Origin of the sequence: Alteromonas sp. OM2203, from assembly GCF_048517045.1 — a bacterium.
Taxonomy (GTDB): Bacteria; Pseudomonadota; Gammaproteobacteria; order Enterobacterales; family Alteromonadaceae; genus Alteromonas; species Alteromonas gracilis.
Map to the genome: position 1 here is coordinate 501,564 of NZ_CP183209.1, position 14,807 is coordinate 516,370.

Sequence of the window (14,807 nt, forward strand, 5' to 3'; positions counted from 1 at the left end):
GCAATGGCCGGAGGCATGCGTTGAATTCAGGTAGTATCAATTCACACTCTTTGTCATGGTCTCTGGCCCTACAGGCTGTAGTTGCCTGCGTACTTGGTTACGGAATAAATAGCTTTGCTGCGCCTTTTGACAGTGCAGGCATAGCCGTCTTTGGAGTGGGCGTTGCGGTTTACGCTTCACTTCGATTCCCACCTGTTTTTTCAATTCCTCTTGCGCTAATCATTAGCATTCCACTATGGCTAGAACACGGCAGTATTGTAGGTAAAGAAAGCCTTACTTTATTGCCCATCGTAATCAGTTTTTTCGGGTATAACAAATCACTCAAACAAGTAATAAAAATTGGGGCAGGCTTCTGGTCTATTGTCTTTTTACCAATATTACTGCTTGAACATTCATTGCATAATGGCGACAACGTAAATATGTTGTTTTCCGGCGTACTGGTAACGTGGGTAAGCGGTGTATTTGGTTTGATAACGGGTCACTTTGCTTATTTAGCAATTCATGGATTAAAGCGGCAAACATCCGGTGAATCCCAACGAGTGACGCTTCACTTCCTATTTAGCTACTTTTTTTCCGGCTGCTTCTTTGTGGCTTCAATGGCAGTAATCTATCTGTCCGTAAGCTTATTTCAGCATCAACAAGAACAACAAATTCGTAATTACATGGCCCAGCGGGTCAATGTGTTAGCGTTCCAACTCTCTAACTTTATCAAACAGCATCAAAACGCAGTCACCAGCACCGCTCAACTTCTTTCCAGCGATGCAGTGGAAGCAAGCTTCGATGATGCGGCGTCTACCTCACTTGAGGTTCTGGCGTCTCACAACCCCGAATTTTTGACGTTTCTTATCGCGGATAAAAGCGGCGATATAACCCATGCTTACCCTTTTGGCATGCTCGAAAAAGCACAGCGAAACGGCGTGCCTAATGTTGCTTATCGGCCTTATTTTTACGAAGTGATGCAATCGGGTAAGACATATTTATCTAACGTGTTTCAGGGAAGAGGGTTCGGCAACGATCCTATTGTGGCGTTATCGGCGCCAATTTTGGATAAAGAGGGCTTACCAAAAGGAATTGTAGAGGGGTCGCTTTCTCTAAAAAGCTTTGCCGCTATTGACCGTTTAAGCTTAAACGGCTTTTCAATGCTTATTGAAGATCAAAAAGGAGATGTTATCTATGCATCTCAAGCCCTTGATTTAAAGTCTTTATCCAAAGCACCCGTTTACGCCTGTGAACCTCAATGCGGTGTTGAAATTGAAAACGGTGTGCAGGGGAAAACGTGGTTAAGGCTCACTGAAACTATGTCATTCGCCAATTGGAGAGTGAGCTATTACTTCGACAAACGATTGTTACTCATATCAATGAGCAACTACTTACTAAAAGATTTGTTGTTGCTATTGGCTCTCTCCGCGTTTGGGACATTCACTGGGTACGTCGTGGCCAAAATGGTGGGCGCCCCTATTCGCCGTCTTGTTCGTTACATCGCCGATTTTGACCCGTCGAATAAAGACATTGCTGAAGCGCCTCAGCGCGCACTTCACATCCAAGAACTCTCGTCATTAAGCGATGAGTTTATGAGTTTAGAGTCTCGTCTTAGGGGGGCATTTGCTGAGCTTAAAGATGCAAGAAAAGCAGAGCAAATGTTAAACGTTGAGCTCGGAGAGCTAAATCAATCGTTAGAATCGCGAATAACGGAAAAAACGGAGCACTTAGAATACGCGCTTAAAAGGGCTGAGGCTGCTAACGTAGCCAAAACTCAATTTCTTGCGAATATGAGTCATGAAATAAGAACACCGATGAACGGCATTATTGGATCATGCGAGCTTATGCTTGATAGTGATTTGCCTGAACATGTCCGCGCCCGCGCTCAAGTGATTTCACGCTCGGCAGCCAACTTGTTAATGATTCTAGATAGCATATTAGACTGGTCGAAGATCGACTCAGGTAAGATGCAAATTGATATACAAAGCTGTGTGTTGCGTGAGCTACTCGACGCATCCTGCGAGCTTTATCGCTCGACAGCAGCTGCAAAGGGATACGACATTCAGCTGCAAATAGAAAATGATGTGCCGGCCGTGCTTAACCTCGATGCTGGCAAGCTAAGCCAAATTCTTAATAATTTGTTAAGTAATGCCATCAAATTTACCCGTGAAGGTGAGGTATTGGTAAGCGTGAGTTACGGAAGTAATGCGCTTAATATTGCCGTTACCGACACCGGAATTGGCATCCCTCCAGAGAAACTAGACCTTATTTTTGAGCAATTCGAGCAAGCTGATGCGAGCACAACAAGGCACTTTGGTGGAACGGGGTTAGGCTTGCCTATAACAAAGGGGCTGGTTGAGTTGCTGAACGGACAACTGAACGTTGAAAGTGAAATAGGTAAGGGAACTAGCTTCAAGCTAGTCATGCCTGCTTCGGTAGGAGAAATGGACCTAAGCAGCACGCTAAAGAATAGCGAAGCAACTCAGGTTGCGCTACCGCCTGGCTTGCGGATACTCCTTGCCGAGGACAATGATATCAACGCAGAGATAGTGATGGATATGCTAAAGGCTACAAAGGTCAAATGCATTAGAACAAGAAACGGTGAGGACACCGTAATTGCAGAGCGCAAGCACGACTTTGATGTCATTTTAATGGATTGTCAGATGCCGGTAATGGATGGGTATGCCGCCGCTGAAATTATTAGGCGAGAAGGCAGAAACAAAGACAGCCTCATTATTATCGCGCTAACTGCAAATGTGTTTGCCGAAGACAAAAATGCCTGCTTGGCAGCAGGCATGAATGCACATCTGAGCAAACCTATTCGTAAACAGGTACTATTTGACTGTATTTCCAGTCAGCTTACTCGCGTTTGAAGCAACATCAGTGTTGTCACCATCCGGTGTTTCACTCACTAAGCGAAGCACAATATAGCCGAGTAATGCTGATACTAGAGAGCCTGCCAGAATCCCTACACGTTCGTCAAAGATTTGGTTTATGCCTGTTTGTACGAAGGCAAGACCACCAATAAATAAACTCATAGTGAAGCCTACCCCGCAGAGCAAAGCGCAGCCATAAATGTGCTTAAAATTAAGGTCCGCCGGCAGTTTAGCTAGGTTAAGTTTTACCATCAAATAACAGAAGCCAAAGACGCCTATTTGTTTCCCGATGACTAGCCCCAAAAAGATCCCGAACGTGACGGGGTGAAAAATACCCTCTGGGCTAATGTTGCCAAAACTGATCCCAGCGTTGGCAAATGCAAATAATGGGAGTATTGCGAAGCTCACTGAGCCGTTAAGACCGTGCTCAAGTCGGGTGACAGGAGAGTATGATTCATCTTTCTGGTCTCGCATAGGAATGAAAGCGGCCAGCACGACACCAGCAAGGGTAGCGTGTACGCCAGACTTAAGCATAGCAACCCACAAAACAATGCCAACAAGGACATATGCTGGAATGTCGACAACATTTCGTTTATTCATCTGCCACAGCAACAGCAAACATCCCGCTGCAATAGCGAGCGCTCCAGTGGTTATATTCTCGGTGTAGAATAGCGCGATGATAATGATAGCACCGATGTCATCTATAATCGCAAGGGTTACAAGAAATACCTTAAGACTGGTAGGCACCCGACTACCTAACAACGCGAGAATGCCTAGCGCAAAGGCGATATCTGTTGCAGCAGGGATTGCCCAGCCTGCTATCGCGACCGGGTTGTCATAATTTATGCCTACATAAATGAGCGCCGGCAGCGCCATTCCACCAATGGCTCCCGCAGCGGGTAAAATTATATCTTTTGGGTTTGCTAATTCACCTTCACATACTTCCCGTTTAAGCTCTAAGCCAACATGGAAAAAGAAGATGGCCATAAAGCCATCGTTTATCCAGAGCAACAGGGGTTTATCGATAGCCCAACTTCCCGCTGAAATCTGTACAGGCATACTAATTAGCTTGTCGTACATAAAATCTAAAGGAGAATTGGCGATAATAAGCGCCAAAAGCGTAGCCCCCATAAGCAAAATGCCCGGCGCAGCTTCTCTATTCAGGAAATCAGATACCACATCTTGTACTTCTTCGATAACATCATCGAGTACATCGTTTTCATGCTTATCTGTCATTAATAACCTCTAATGCCTTGCTACTAAGTTCAAAAAAAAGGTTGGCGACCTTCTTAACCCGTGCAATTCAGGCTAGTTTAAGCGTATAAATTAATTATAGTTAATACGGGCTACCTCACGGTGAAAGATCACCTAAACGAGTTTTAAACTCATGTTGGCGTTTTGCTGCTGACACTTTGTTTGGCGGTATTTGCGGTGGGATTTTAAACTGTTTTAGGCTACAATCGCCGGCTTTCCAAGGTTGACCATTTTACCTACCTCGAGGATCTCTAGATGGCAAAAGTCGCGATTGTAATGGGTTCAACTTCAGACTGGCCTACTATGCAGCAGGCCGCAAAGATGCTGAAGTCGTTTGGTGTTGAATTTGAAGCGAAGGTGGTGTCGGCGCATCGCACACCTAACTTGCTAGTAGAGTTTGCAGAAAATGCTGCTGATGAAGGTTTCAGCGCAATCATTGCTGGCGCAGGTGGCGCAGCTCACTTACCGGGCATGATTGCCGCACATACGCATTTACCTGTGTTCGGGTGCCCAGTTAAATCAAAAGCATTAAATGGGTTAGATTCACTTCTCTCAATTGTTCAAATGCCCAAGGGCGTTGCGGTAGGTACATTGGCTATCGGTGAGGCGGGAGCCGCTAATGCAGGTCTTCTGGCAGCGCAAGTAGTTGCACTTCAAGAAGAAAGTGTACGTGATGCGGTTATTGCTTTTAGAAAATCTCAAACCGAAACCGTTCTAGCGTCAAGCAACACATTGGAGTTAGATGAATGAGAGTAGTCGTTTACGGCGCAGGCCAACTTGCTCAAATGATGTACCTAGCGGGAAGTCCACTAGGTATTGAAGTTCAAGCTGTGGACGTAAACAACGATTCCGTTGTACATCCAGTTAGCAAAACACCACTCGATTTATCGCTTGCTCAAGCGCTAGAAGATGCAGACGCGTTGACGGTAGAGTTTGAGCATGTGCCTGAAAGACTGCTAGAAGATGCGGCTAAGACGAATAAGTTGATGCCCAATATTGACAGTATTCTTGTCGGCGCAGACCGCGTTCGCGAAAAAAAGTTACTTGAAAGCATGCAGGTGGCGAATTGCGAACATCAGATTGTGACAGACCTTGCTCAGCTAGATGATTGCATTAAGCAGCTTGGTTCTAAGCTTATTCTTAAAGCAAGTCGTGATGGATACGACGGTTACGGTCAGTGGCGACTAAGTGATGAAGCCGATTTGCCAGCGCTGAAAAATTCTCTTCAAGGGTTAGACTTAGAAACCGTTCCGCTTGTTGTTGAAAAAATGGTGGATTTCGATAGAGAGCTATCGCTTATTGGCGTGCGCAATGCGAATGGCGATGTTAGAACCTATCCACTTGCTGAAAACTTACATCATCAAGGCCAACTGCATGTATCTGTTGCGCCGGCAACACATGTCGATGAAGCGTTGCAAACGCAAGCGCACGACATATTCGTGAAGCTGGCAGAAGGGATGGATTATGTGGGCGTACTTGCCGTGGAATTATTCCAGGTAGGTAACACGCTACTAGTGAATGAACTAGCCCCTCGAGTGCACAATTCTGGCCATTGGAGTCAGTCAGGTGCGGTCACAAGCCAGTTCGAGAATCATCTACGCGCTGTTTGTGGTTTGCCGCTGGGCGATACCTCAGCTATTGGTCCAAGCGCCATGGTTAATATCATCGGTTGCAGTAGCTTCTCAAGAGACCTTCTCAGTATTGATGGTAGCCACCTTCACTGGTACGGAAAGTCTGTGCGTGAAAAGCGTAAAATGGGTCACATTAATGTCACCACCAACAGCTACGAAAGTTTAGGTGAAAAGCTCATGGCATTGAGTAAATATTTGCCACTTGAGTACTTCCCGAAATTAGTTGGTGAAGCAACACGATTAAAAGGTTGACACCCACGCGTTTATCGCTAGAATACGCATCCGCTGTCTAGGCAGCGGTTTTAAAAAAGTGTGCCGACTTAGCTCAGTTGGTAGAGCAACTGACTTGTAATCAGTAGGTCGCCAGTTCGATTCCGGCAGTCGGCACCATTTTTCTTTTTTCCTATGCCAATCTTACGTACACTGGTTCCAATTATCACTTTGGAACTTAATGTATGAGCTATCTATCCAAACTTCTAAAGCCAATACTTACTGCTACTTATATCACAGCGTTGAGCTTTTATGCGTCTTCTATAGCTTTTGCTCATGGGCATCAAGAGCATCACGTTAACCAGCAAACCGATATCATGGTGATGGACGGTTATGCCAGAGCAACGTTCCCCCTAGCGAAAACTGGTGCGGTTTACTTCACGCTACATAATCAAAGCGATAAAGATAAAATACTGACCAGTGTAACTGTCCCTGAAGAACTGGCCAGCGATGCGCAAATTCACACTACCGTTATGGAAGGCGATGTTATGAAAATGCGTGAGCTTGCAGATGGTGTAACGATAGGCGCTGGTGAAATGGTGTCATTCGAGTCTGGCGGCTATCACATTATGCTGTTGGGTTTGAACAAAGGCTTAGTTGAAGGCAGTGAATTAAAACTTACCTTAATTTTTGAAGGCAATGATGAACTCGACATTACACTGCCTGTCAAAAAAGACGATGCGAAAAGTCATCACAACCACCATTAATCAAAACGTTATAATAACGTCGCCATCGAATAAGGCGATAAGCGCAATCAATTTAACCGTTAATCTAAATCAAAATTTCTGTAGTACTATTAAACCATGATGTTACGGCCTAGCTAAATAGCCGAAGCTAAATTCAACAGAGTTGTACACTAAGGAGTGTGAAATGAGCAAGATTGATATTGGTATCTCTGAGAGCGATCGTAATGCAGTAGCAGAAGGTCTTAAGAAGCTGCTGGCAGACTCTTACACATTGTATCTACAGACACATAACTTTCATTGGAACGTTGAAGGCCCGCAGTTCCGCGAACTTCACTTAATGTTCGAAGAGCATTACACCGAACTTGCAGAAGCGGTAGATGAAATCGCAGAGCGTATACGTACCCTAGGTGTAGCCGCTCCTGGTACGTACAAGTCTTTCGCGGAGCTAAGTTCAATTGAAGAAGTAGAGGGCGTGCCAGAGGCGACGGAAATGGTTCGTCTGCTCACCCATGGCCACGAGCAAGTAGTAAAAACGTGTAGAGAATCGCTGAAGCTAGCGCAAGATGCTGACGACGAGTCATCAGCTGCACTAATTGGCGACCGCATGCGTGTACACGAAAAAACCGCATGGATGCTTCGCGCAACCTTACCTCGATAAACCGATAATATATGTCGATTAATCCCGTCAGGGAGTGAATCCATCAAAAAGGGTACAGCAGGGCTGTACCCTTTTTTGTATACTGCTTTTCAAAGAAAAAACGAAAACGACAATAAAAAAGAGGCGTGTGCAAAAAAGTACCAGCTCTCTTGAACTTTGAGGCCCATTTTTGAATGAAAACAAATATTCCCCAGTCTGTAAATGCTAAGCGAATGTGCAAAATCGCTGCTTCAGTTGCGTGTGTAGCTACTTTATCTGCTAGCCAGTTTGCACTGGCCCACGGCGACCACAATCACGGCGTAAGTGACGATGAACTTACTGTTACTACTCTGGCAGAGGGGCTTGTTCATCCGTGGGGAATGGCATTTTTACCGAATGGTGACATGTTAATTACTGAGCGTGCGGGTGGTATTCAGCGTTTATCGAAAGACGGTACGTTGTCTGGACAACTAGAAAACGTGCCTGACGTTGTAGCGCAAAACCAAGGCGGTATGCTTGATATTGTTATAGACCCGGATTTTGCCAGCAACAACACCATTTATTTTTGTTACAGCAAGGCAAGTGATGTAGCGGATAAACCTGGAAGTAGCAGCAGTGTTGCCAAAGCCACCTTAGCTGACAAAGGTCTTGAAAACGTTCAGGTGATATTTAGCGCCGATTCAATCGTAGATAACGGCTTTCATTTTGGCTGTCGCCTTACGTTTGATGCCGACAACAAGCTATATGTTGCCATGGGCGATCGCTATAAATACATGAAGGAAGCACAAAATACGAATAACCACTTCGGTAAAATAGTACGTATCAATGCCGATGGTAGCGTACCGCAAGACAATCCGTTTACTGATGGTGATGCGCCTGAAATATTCAGTTATGGTCATCGTAATGTGCAAGGAATAACAATCCATCCTAAAACAGGCACAGTCTGGGCGATGGAGCACGGCCCTAAAGGCGGTGATGAAATCAATATCCTCGAAAAAGGGGCGAATTATGGCTGGCCCTCAATAACATACGGTATTGACTATAGCGGTGAAATCATCAGCGACAAGACCCATATGGATGGTATGAAGCAGCCATGGATTTACTGGGACCCATCCATAGCGCCAAGCGGGCTAACCTTTTATCAGGGGGATATGTTCAAAGAGTGGAACGGCGATATATTAGTTGGCTCTTTAAAGTTTACTCACCTTCGTCGAATTGAAGTAGAAAATGGTGAGGCAGTGGAACAATTTGAATATTTACGAGACAATCAAGCCCGTATTCGTGACGTTGAAGTGGGCCCCGATGGCGCTATCTATTTATTAACCGACGCGCCTGATGGAAAAGTCCTAAAGTTAACTAAGTAGCTGAATTAGCAAGCACAACAAAAGGCGCCACATCATGTGGCGCTTTTTACATTAAGGACAAACCTTATTCGGTGTCTTTTTCTTTCCTATAGCGCTCAAACCACGCCATGATGTTCCCCACCTTTTGGATTAAACGCGAGGGCCGGCTTGCTATCCCGTGTGACGCTCCCGGGATGCGGACCATAGCAGCATCGACGCCTTGTAACTTCAGCGCCTGGTAATACTGTTCAGACTCACTGATCGGAGTACGGTAGTCAGCCTCACCCGTGAGTAGCATTGTTGGCGTTTTCACGTTACCTACTAAACTCAACGGGCTACGCTTCCAAAGCTTATCTGCAATATTCCAAGGCTTATCAGCCATCCAATATTGACTGAAGAAAGGGTAGGCATCAGCAGTCAGTGCAAAGCTCATCCAGTTAATCACAGGTTTAGCTACTACTGCAGCCCTAAAGCGCTCGGTTTTACCGATAGACCAGGCGGTTAATACGCCGCCGCCGGAGCCACCGGTTATGAACAGGTTGTCGCTGTCTACGTAACCGTTCGCTACCACCGCGTCCACCACATCCATTAGGTCGTTGTAGTCCTCAGATGGATAGTTGTGATGAATAAGGTTGCCAAAATCTTCACCGTAAGAGCTACTGCCCCTTGGGTTTGACCATACCACTACGTAGCCCTGCGCAGCCATAAGCTGTATTTCCATCGCAAAGTGAGGACCATAAGCCGCATGCGGGCCGCCGTGAATTTCTAGAATAAGTGGGTACTTTTTGCTGCTATCAAAGCCAGGAGGCAAGGCAATCCACGCGTCAATGGGGCGTTCATCAACGCTAGATACAACAGATAGGTCCTGAACTTGAGCAAGTGCCTTATGTCCTAACGCATCGCTATTTAAATCAGTAAGCTGTGTGTCTTTTTTCCCTTTACGGTAAAGCGCGAGGTCACCAGGGGTAGTTCGACTTGCCGTTGTGTAAACAATATCGCCTTTATCACTAACAGCGAAATCGCCAGAAGTATAAGGGCGCCCAAAGGCTTGGCCACCAAGCGTTACATCAATGGGTTTTATGTCACCTTTTAAATTCACAGTGGCAAGCTTGGTTTCCCCGTGATCAAGGTAAGAAAATACTAAGCCACGACTGTCTCTACGCCACTCAAATTTACCTAAACTTCTATCTAACGCCTCGGTTAAGCGAGTAAGGTCGCCGCTATTAAGTTCAAGGACAACGAGATCGCCATTCTGGTAGGATAGCTTTCTGTCATTCAGTTGAGTAAAAGCCAAGTACTTACCGTCAGGACTTAACGTAGGGCTGCCTTCAGGCCCGTCAAGATTGGTAACTTGTTCAATATCTGCCGTCTTTACATTCACTTTGTAAATGTCACTAGACAGAGGGTTCAATGCATAGTCTTCTTGGTGTGGGGTGGCGAAGTAAACCCAGTCATTGTCATTCGAAAATGAAAGCGCACCACCACTTGGGAATTTTCCTGAAGTCAATTGACGTGGTGTACCACCCTCAACGGGCAGCACATAGATTTGGTCAAACCCCTCTCTCAGGTAGCCTCTGCCGTCACCTCGATATTGTACTGCATCAATATAAGTCGCTTGCTCTGCCCATTGAGCGCCTTCTGGTTTACTTGGCATAGCGGTAAAAATAGGCTTTTGCTTTTCTTGTGTAAATAACGTAAATGCCAGCGATTTACTGTCGTGAGACCAGGTCAATTGGCGAGGCGTTTCACTGGTATTCGTTAGGCGCACAGACTGCATTGTATCTAAATAGTAAAGGTGGAGTTGCCCTCTGCCATTAACTACCTTCGTGTAGGCTACCATTTTACCGTTGGGTGATAACGTAGCTTGAGATAGGTTCTCATCCAAACCAATAAATGGACGGTGTTCGCCTGATTTTATATCTACCTGCCAAAGCCTACTTTGACGACTGTCCGTCATAATATCCATGCTCTGTCGAGCATATACCACGGTTTTGTCATTAATAAACTGGGGGTTAGCGACAAACTCTAAATTAAAGGTGTCATCAAAGACGAGTGCATTAGAAGGAACGAGAGAGGCGCTGTCTTCCTGCTCCTGTATTGCATAGGTTTGACCTGCACTAACGGCAAGTAATGAAAACGCTGTGGATGTGACTAAAAAACCTTTTCGGATAGACCAAGAAGTAAAGCGAAACGCAGACATGGTGGTTCCTTTTTATTGTTCTGGCGCAGAGCGCGATAGATTTGGCGATTGCTGTTATTGACTGAACATTAGAATCAGCCTAGTAGGGCAAGCCTTGCCTTAAACATATCGCTTTAGTTTCTCGTATGTAAAGAGTGTGCGGTAAAGACGCGAAATAACGTGTTAAAAAGAGCGTTGTCTTATTTTTCCTCTCCCCTTAGGCTGATTTTGCCCGTCAGAATATCTTTAAACATCACCCAGTCACCAATTAGGCTGTAAATAGGGTGCTTGAAAGTGGCAGGACGATTTTTCTCAAAAAAGAAATGACCGACCCAAGCGAAACCATAGCCCACTAAAGGAATTGCCCACAATATAGCCCAGTTGCCTGTTACGATAGCGGCAGCAATTACGCCTAAAACTAACCATGAACCAATGAAGTGAAGGGTTCGGCATGTTCCATCTCTATGTTCATTTAGGTAGAAAGGATAAAAGGCTTTAAACGAAGTAAATTCAGTATTCTCGCTGGTTTGTGTAGTCATAAACCCCTCTCAGTCTAGGTGCAACAGCAAAACTTCACACTACATTAACATCTCACTTCGTAACAAATAGTCGTCAATCCGACAAAGGTAAAGGCTTTATTCACGTTAACCTAGCCTTGTAATTTATCTATTACTGCCCCATATTCCACACAACATAAGAAATTAAAGGCCTGCGTTATGGAAAATCTCGTTGCGAATAGCCAAGCAACTATTGTTGATATTACGGTAGAAAACTTTCAACAAATTATTATTGAAGCATCTCAAGATAAGCTGGTGCTTATCGACTTTTGGGCTGACTGGTGCGAGCCGTGCAAAGATCTCATGCCTATTCTTGAGAAGTTAGCGGGTGAATATAGCCAGCACCTAATCTTGGCGAAAGTAGATTGTGAAGCGCAACAAGAAGTTGCCGCGCAGTTCGGTATCAGAAGCCTACCTACAGTAATGGTGGTTCAAAATGGTCAGCCAGTCGATGGCTTTGCTGGCGTCCAGCCTGAGCAGCAAATTCGCGAAATGCTTTCTAAATACCTCCCTAACCCAGAAGATGATTTGCTTGCTACTGCGGGTAAGGCCATTCAGCAGGGGGAATACGCAGAAGCACTTCCAGCGGCCAAAGAAGCGTTGACGCTTAATCCTGATAACGTTAATGCCAAGTATATGCTTATTGACTGCTACATTGAGACAGGGTCAATTGACACTGCGAAAGCGTTACTTGAAGAGATTAAGTTGGTCGACCAAGACTCTCGCTACAAAAGCTTAGCGGGCAAAATTGAGTTGGCAGAGCAGGCGGCTGACACTCCGGAGATTCGTAATCTTCAAGCGGCGGTAGATTCTAATCCAGATGACCTTCAACTAAAAGTAGACTTAGCCGTGCAGTTGCATCAAGCAAACAAATCTCAAGATGCGCTAGCGCTTCTGTACAGCGTGCTGAAAAAAGAACTCGGCTTTGGTGATGCAAGAAAGCTAATGATGGATATGATAAATGCGCTGGCAGATGGAGATCCGCTTAAGTCAGAATATCGTCGTAAGGTCTACAGCCTTCTGTACTAACCAGCGCCGTCTATAATTAAACACCGATAAACGGCCATTAATCAGCAGGCTACATAAAGCGCTATGGTTTCACTATAGGTGAAAACCTTTCTTTATGTAGCCAATTAAGCGCGTCGAAGTACTTGTGAAAATATTCTCGTTCGTAGTTATTACTGATGAAGTCGCGATGTTTTGAAGGGTGAGTTCGCTCTAACTGAGCACGTTTTACCATCCCAACATCTAGGACATAAGCTGAACGGGTCAACCCCCGGATAATATTGACTTTTATTGCTTCGGTTAGCCGGGTTTGGCATTCAGGGGTAGATAGCACCCATCGCCGAGCGTCCATTAACGCTGCCCATGGTTTGCTGTCAAAAGTGCTAATGATGTCATGCATTTCTTCTACGAAGAATTCAGTGGTTTTCAAGTTCCATGCGCCTGTCGCGAACACTTCAAGTACGTTACCTGATATATCCAAAGAGTAATTTCCATATTTAGGGAAACGCATAAAAAACCTTTTTATAGATCCACTGATATAAGACTAACCATTAAATCGAGAAACACAAACTCGTTTTTGAAATGTCAGCTACGGATGTGGATTCCACACTTGTTTGACAAACATCAGAAATAACATCAATTCACACAAATTGGGCAAAACTATTTACACTTTAATTGTAAATAAATGTTATCGGCTTTAGTCAGCGCCGTGCGCGCACCACGGAACTTTGATACTGTTTACTCGGTTATTTATTTTGCACGGTTTTACACGTAGGTAGCAGGCATGTCATATCAAAAGTTTTACACGGGTTTTCTTAACGCGAATAAAAATAAACAACACTATGCCTGTCACAGTCATTATTTTTGGCCTGACTGCACCCGTGACGCAATTTTGGAATACTGGGATGACAGCGCAACTTATGTAGACGAGAAGTGGGGATACTTCTTCGAAACACTCGTACCAGAACTACAGCAACGCATTAGCGATATCCTGAATACGGGTGCCCCAGAGCAAATTGTCTTTGCGCCCAATACCCATGAACTACTGTACCGCATTATGAGTTGTATCGACTCGTCTGGGCCGTATAAAGTGGTATCGACAGACAGCGAGTTCCATAGTTTTCAGCGTCAGGCCATTAGAATGCAAGAGCAAGGCACGATAGAACTCATTACCGTGCCTACTAAACCTTATGACACCTTCTCTTCACGCTTCATGGCAGCTATTGCCGAGCATAATCCAGAGTTAGTTTTCTTTAGCCAGGTGTTCTTCAACTCGGGTTATGTTGTAGACGACGTGGCTGACATTGTAAACAGTGTTGCCAATAACGACACATTAGTGGTAGTCGATGGGTATCATGGTTTTATGGCAAAACCCACGAATTTAAAAGCCATAGCTCACCGCGCTTTTTATCTATCTGGTAGTTATAAATACGCTCAAGCAGGTGAGGGGGCGTGCTTTGCACATGTGCCCACAGGATGCGATTTAAGACCGGTTTATACAGGTTGGTTTGCTGAGTTTGGTGAGCTAGACAAGCCTCGCGAAGCAGGTGGGAAGGAAAGCGTTCCCTACAGTCTTGATGGAATGCGGTTTGCGGGCGCAACAATGGACTTTACAGCTCTGTATCGTCTAAGAGCGGTACTTCGCATGTTTGAGCAGAATGATATCAGTGTCGAAACGGTGAATGACCATGTGATGGGCATGCAGCGTATATTTTTAGACAAGCTGGCTGAATATAATCATCCGCTACTCAATGAAGAAAACTTGGTGGTAAGGGATGCATCAAAAAGAGGGCACTTTTTGACGTTCGAATTAGAGAATGCTGACGTTACAAAACAATTAGCGTTAACCCTTAAATCACACCACATTCTTACCGACTTTCGAGGCAACCGCTTACGGTTTGGTTTTGGTCTCTATCATACGGCGGACTACATTGACCTTGCTGCACTTTCCAAGATGATATAGACCGTCAATGAAGCATTAACGAAAGGATAAAATATGGAGTGGCTTTTGCCCGCAGTGGCGCTGGTTTTAATTATCGAGGGAATTGGCCCGCTGCTCTTTCCTAACAAATGGCGAAATTATCTACAAGAAATCAGTCAGCAGCCAACCAATCAGCTTCGCCAAATCGGCGGTACACTGGTTATTCTAGGTGCGCTTTTATTGTTTTATTTTAGCTAGTAGCGGTTAACATGCCGTCGCTTTACCTTTTTATCTCTTGCTCTCTTGGTGAGTGAAATTTCAAAGTGAAACTGCCACTGTCTCTGTGTTGCTTGAAAATCATTCGGCGCGTGAATAAACGTGGTTGAAGAAATCGTTCACATCCAACGGTTTTTAAAAGCAAAAATAAAATAGTGGTATTTTTGTTCGAAAAAGGGGTGATCCTTGCCCT

At 45.0% G+C, this 14,807-nt stretch carries 13 protein-coding genes and 1 tRNA gene; 10 read left to right on the forward strand and 4 right to left on the reverse strand.

Annotated features, from left to right (window positions below):
* Positions 1-20: 20 nt before the first annotated feature.
* A complete protein-coding gene (locus tag ACM0P2_RS02220) occupies positions 21-2,852 on the forward strand; it encodes an ATP-binding protein (RefSeq protein WP_419227215.1) in 2,832 nt (943 codons plus the stop codon).
* Here ACM0P2_RS02220 and nhaA read toward each other — a convergent pair.
* Complete coding sequence (gene nhaA / locus ACM0P2_RS02225; RefSeq protein ID WP_419227216.1) at positions 2,814-4,091, reverse strand: Na+/H+ antiporter NhaA; 1,278 nt, start codon at positions 4,089-4,091, stop codon at positions 2,814-2,816. The two genes, ACM0P2_RS02220 and nhaA, sit on opposite strands and share 39 nt — an antisense overlap.
* Positions 4,092-4,364: 273 nt before the next feature.
* On the opposite strand from nhaA, the gene purE reads away from it, so the two are divergent.
* From purE to ACM0P2_RS02255, 6 genes are all read left to right on the forward strand, one after another.
* Positions 4,365-4,859, forward strand: coding sequence for a 5-(carboxyamino)imidazole ribonucleotide mutase (gene purE, locus ACM0P2_RS02230; RefSeq protein ID WP_105930481.1), 495 nt, complete (start codon positions 4,365-4,367; stop codon positions 4,857-4,859).
* Positions 4,856-5,992, forward strand: a complete 1,137-nt coding sequence (locus ACM0P2_RS02235; protein ID WP_419227217.1) for a 5-(carboxyamino)imidazole ribonucleotide synthase — start codon at positions 4,856-4,858, stop codon at positions 5,990-5,992. The genes purE and ACM0P2_RS02235 overlap by 4 nt, the downstream gene beginning before the upstream one ends.
* A 62-nt stretch (positions 5,993-6,054) precedes the next feature.
* Positions 6,055-6,130: transfer RNA gene (locus tag ACM0P2_RS02240), tRNA-Thr, on the forward strand.
* Positions 6,131-6,195: 65 nt separating this feature from the next.
* Positions 6,196-6,717: a copper chaperone PCu(A)C gene (locus ACM0P2_RS02245; RefSeq protein ID WP_419227218.1), complete on the forward strand. Its 522-nt coding sequence runs from the start codon at positions 6,196-6,198 to the stop codon at positions 6,715-6,717.
* A 163-nt stretch (positions 6,718-6,880) separates the two neighbouring features.
* Positions 6,881-7,354 carry a Dps family protein gene (locus ACM0P2_RS02250; RefSeq protein ID WP_105930478.1) on the forward strand — a complete coding sequence of 158 codons (474 nt, stop codon included), beginning with the start codon at positions 6,881-6,883 and terminating at the stop codon, positions 7,352-7,354.
* A gap of 212 nt (positions 7,355-7,566) precedes the next feature.
* Positions 7,567-8,697, forward strand: coding sequence for a PQQ-dependent sugar dehydrogenase (locus ACM0P2_RS02255; protein WP_419227679.1), 1,131 nt, complete (start codon positions 7,567-7,569; stop codon positions 8,695-8,697).
* Positions 8,698-8,761: 64 nt separating this feature from the next.
* Here ACM0P2_RS02255 and ACM0P2_RS02260 read toward each other — a convergent pair whose 3' ends face one another.
* Both ACM0P2_RS02260 and ACM0P2_RS02265 read right to left on the reverse strand, forming a co-directional pair.
* Entirely contained in the window at positions 8,762-10,876 is a 2,115-nt protein-coding gene (locus ACM0P2_RS02260) for a prolyl oligopeptidase family serine peptidase (protein WP_419227219.1), read from the reverse strand.
* Positions 10,877-11,055: 179 nt separating this feature from the next.
* The gene (locus ACM0P2_RS02265; RefSeq protein ID WP_120963405.1) at positions 11,056-11,394 is read right to left on the reverse strand and encodes an Mpo1-like protein; all 339 of its coding nucleotides are present in this window, start codon (positions 11,392-11,394) and stop codon (positions 11,056-11,058) included.
* Between the two features lie 177 nt (positions 11,395-11,571).
* Between ACM0P2_RS02265 and trxA the strand changes: the two genes are divergently transcribed.
* Entirely contained in the window at positions 11,572-12,441 is an 870-nt protein-coding gene (trxA, locus tag ACM0P2_RS02270; RefSeq protein ID WP_419227220.1) for a thioredoxin, read from the forward strand.
* A gap of 61 nt (positions 12,442-12,502) precedes the next feature.
* On the opposite strand, the gene ACM0P2_RS02275 is transcribed toward trxA, so the two are convergent.
* Positions 12,503-12,928 (reverse strand): hypothetical protein, encoded by a 426-nt coding sequence (locus tag ACM0P2_RS02275; protein WP_419227221.1) that lies wholly within the window; start codon positions 12,926-12,928, stop codon positions 12,503-12,505.
* Positions 12,929-13,201: 273 nt separating this feature from the next.
* Here ACM0P2_RS02275 and ACM0P2_RS02280 point away from each other — a divergent pair, with 273 nt between their 5' ends.
* Both ACM0P2_RS02280 and ACM0P2_RS02285 read left to right on the forward strand, forming a co-directional pair.
* A complete protein-coding gene (locus tag ACM0P2_RS02280) occupies positions 13,202-14,380 on the forward strand; it encodes an aminotransferase class V-fold PLP-dependent enzyme (protein ID WP_419227222.1) in 1,179 nt (392 codons plus the stop codon).
* Positions 14,381-14,413: 33 nt separating this feature from the next.
* A complete protein-coding gene (locus ACM0P2_RS02285) occupies positions 14,414-14,596 on the forward strand; it encodes a DUF2065 domain-containing protein (RefSeq protein ID WP_105930471.1) in 183 nt (60 codons plus the stop codon).
* The last annotated feature ends 211 nt before the right edge of the window (positions 14,597-14,807 follow it).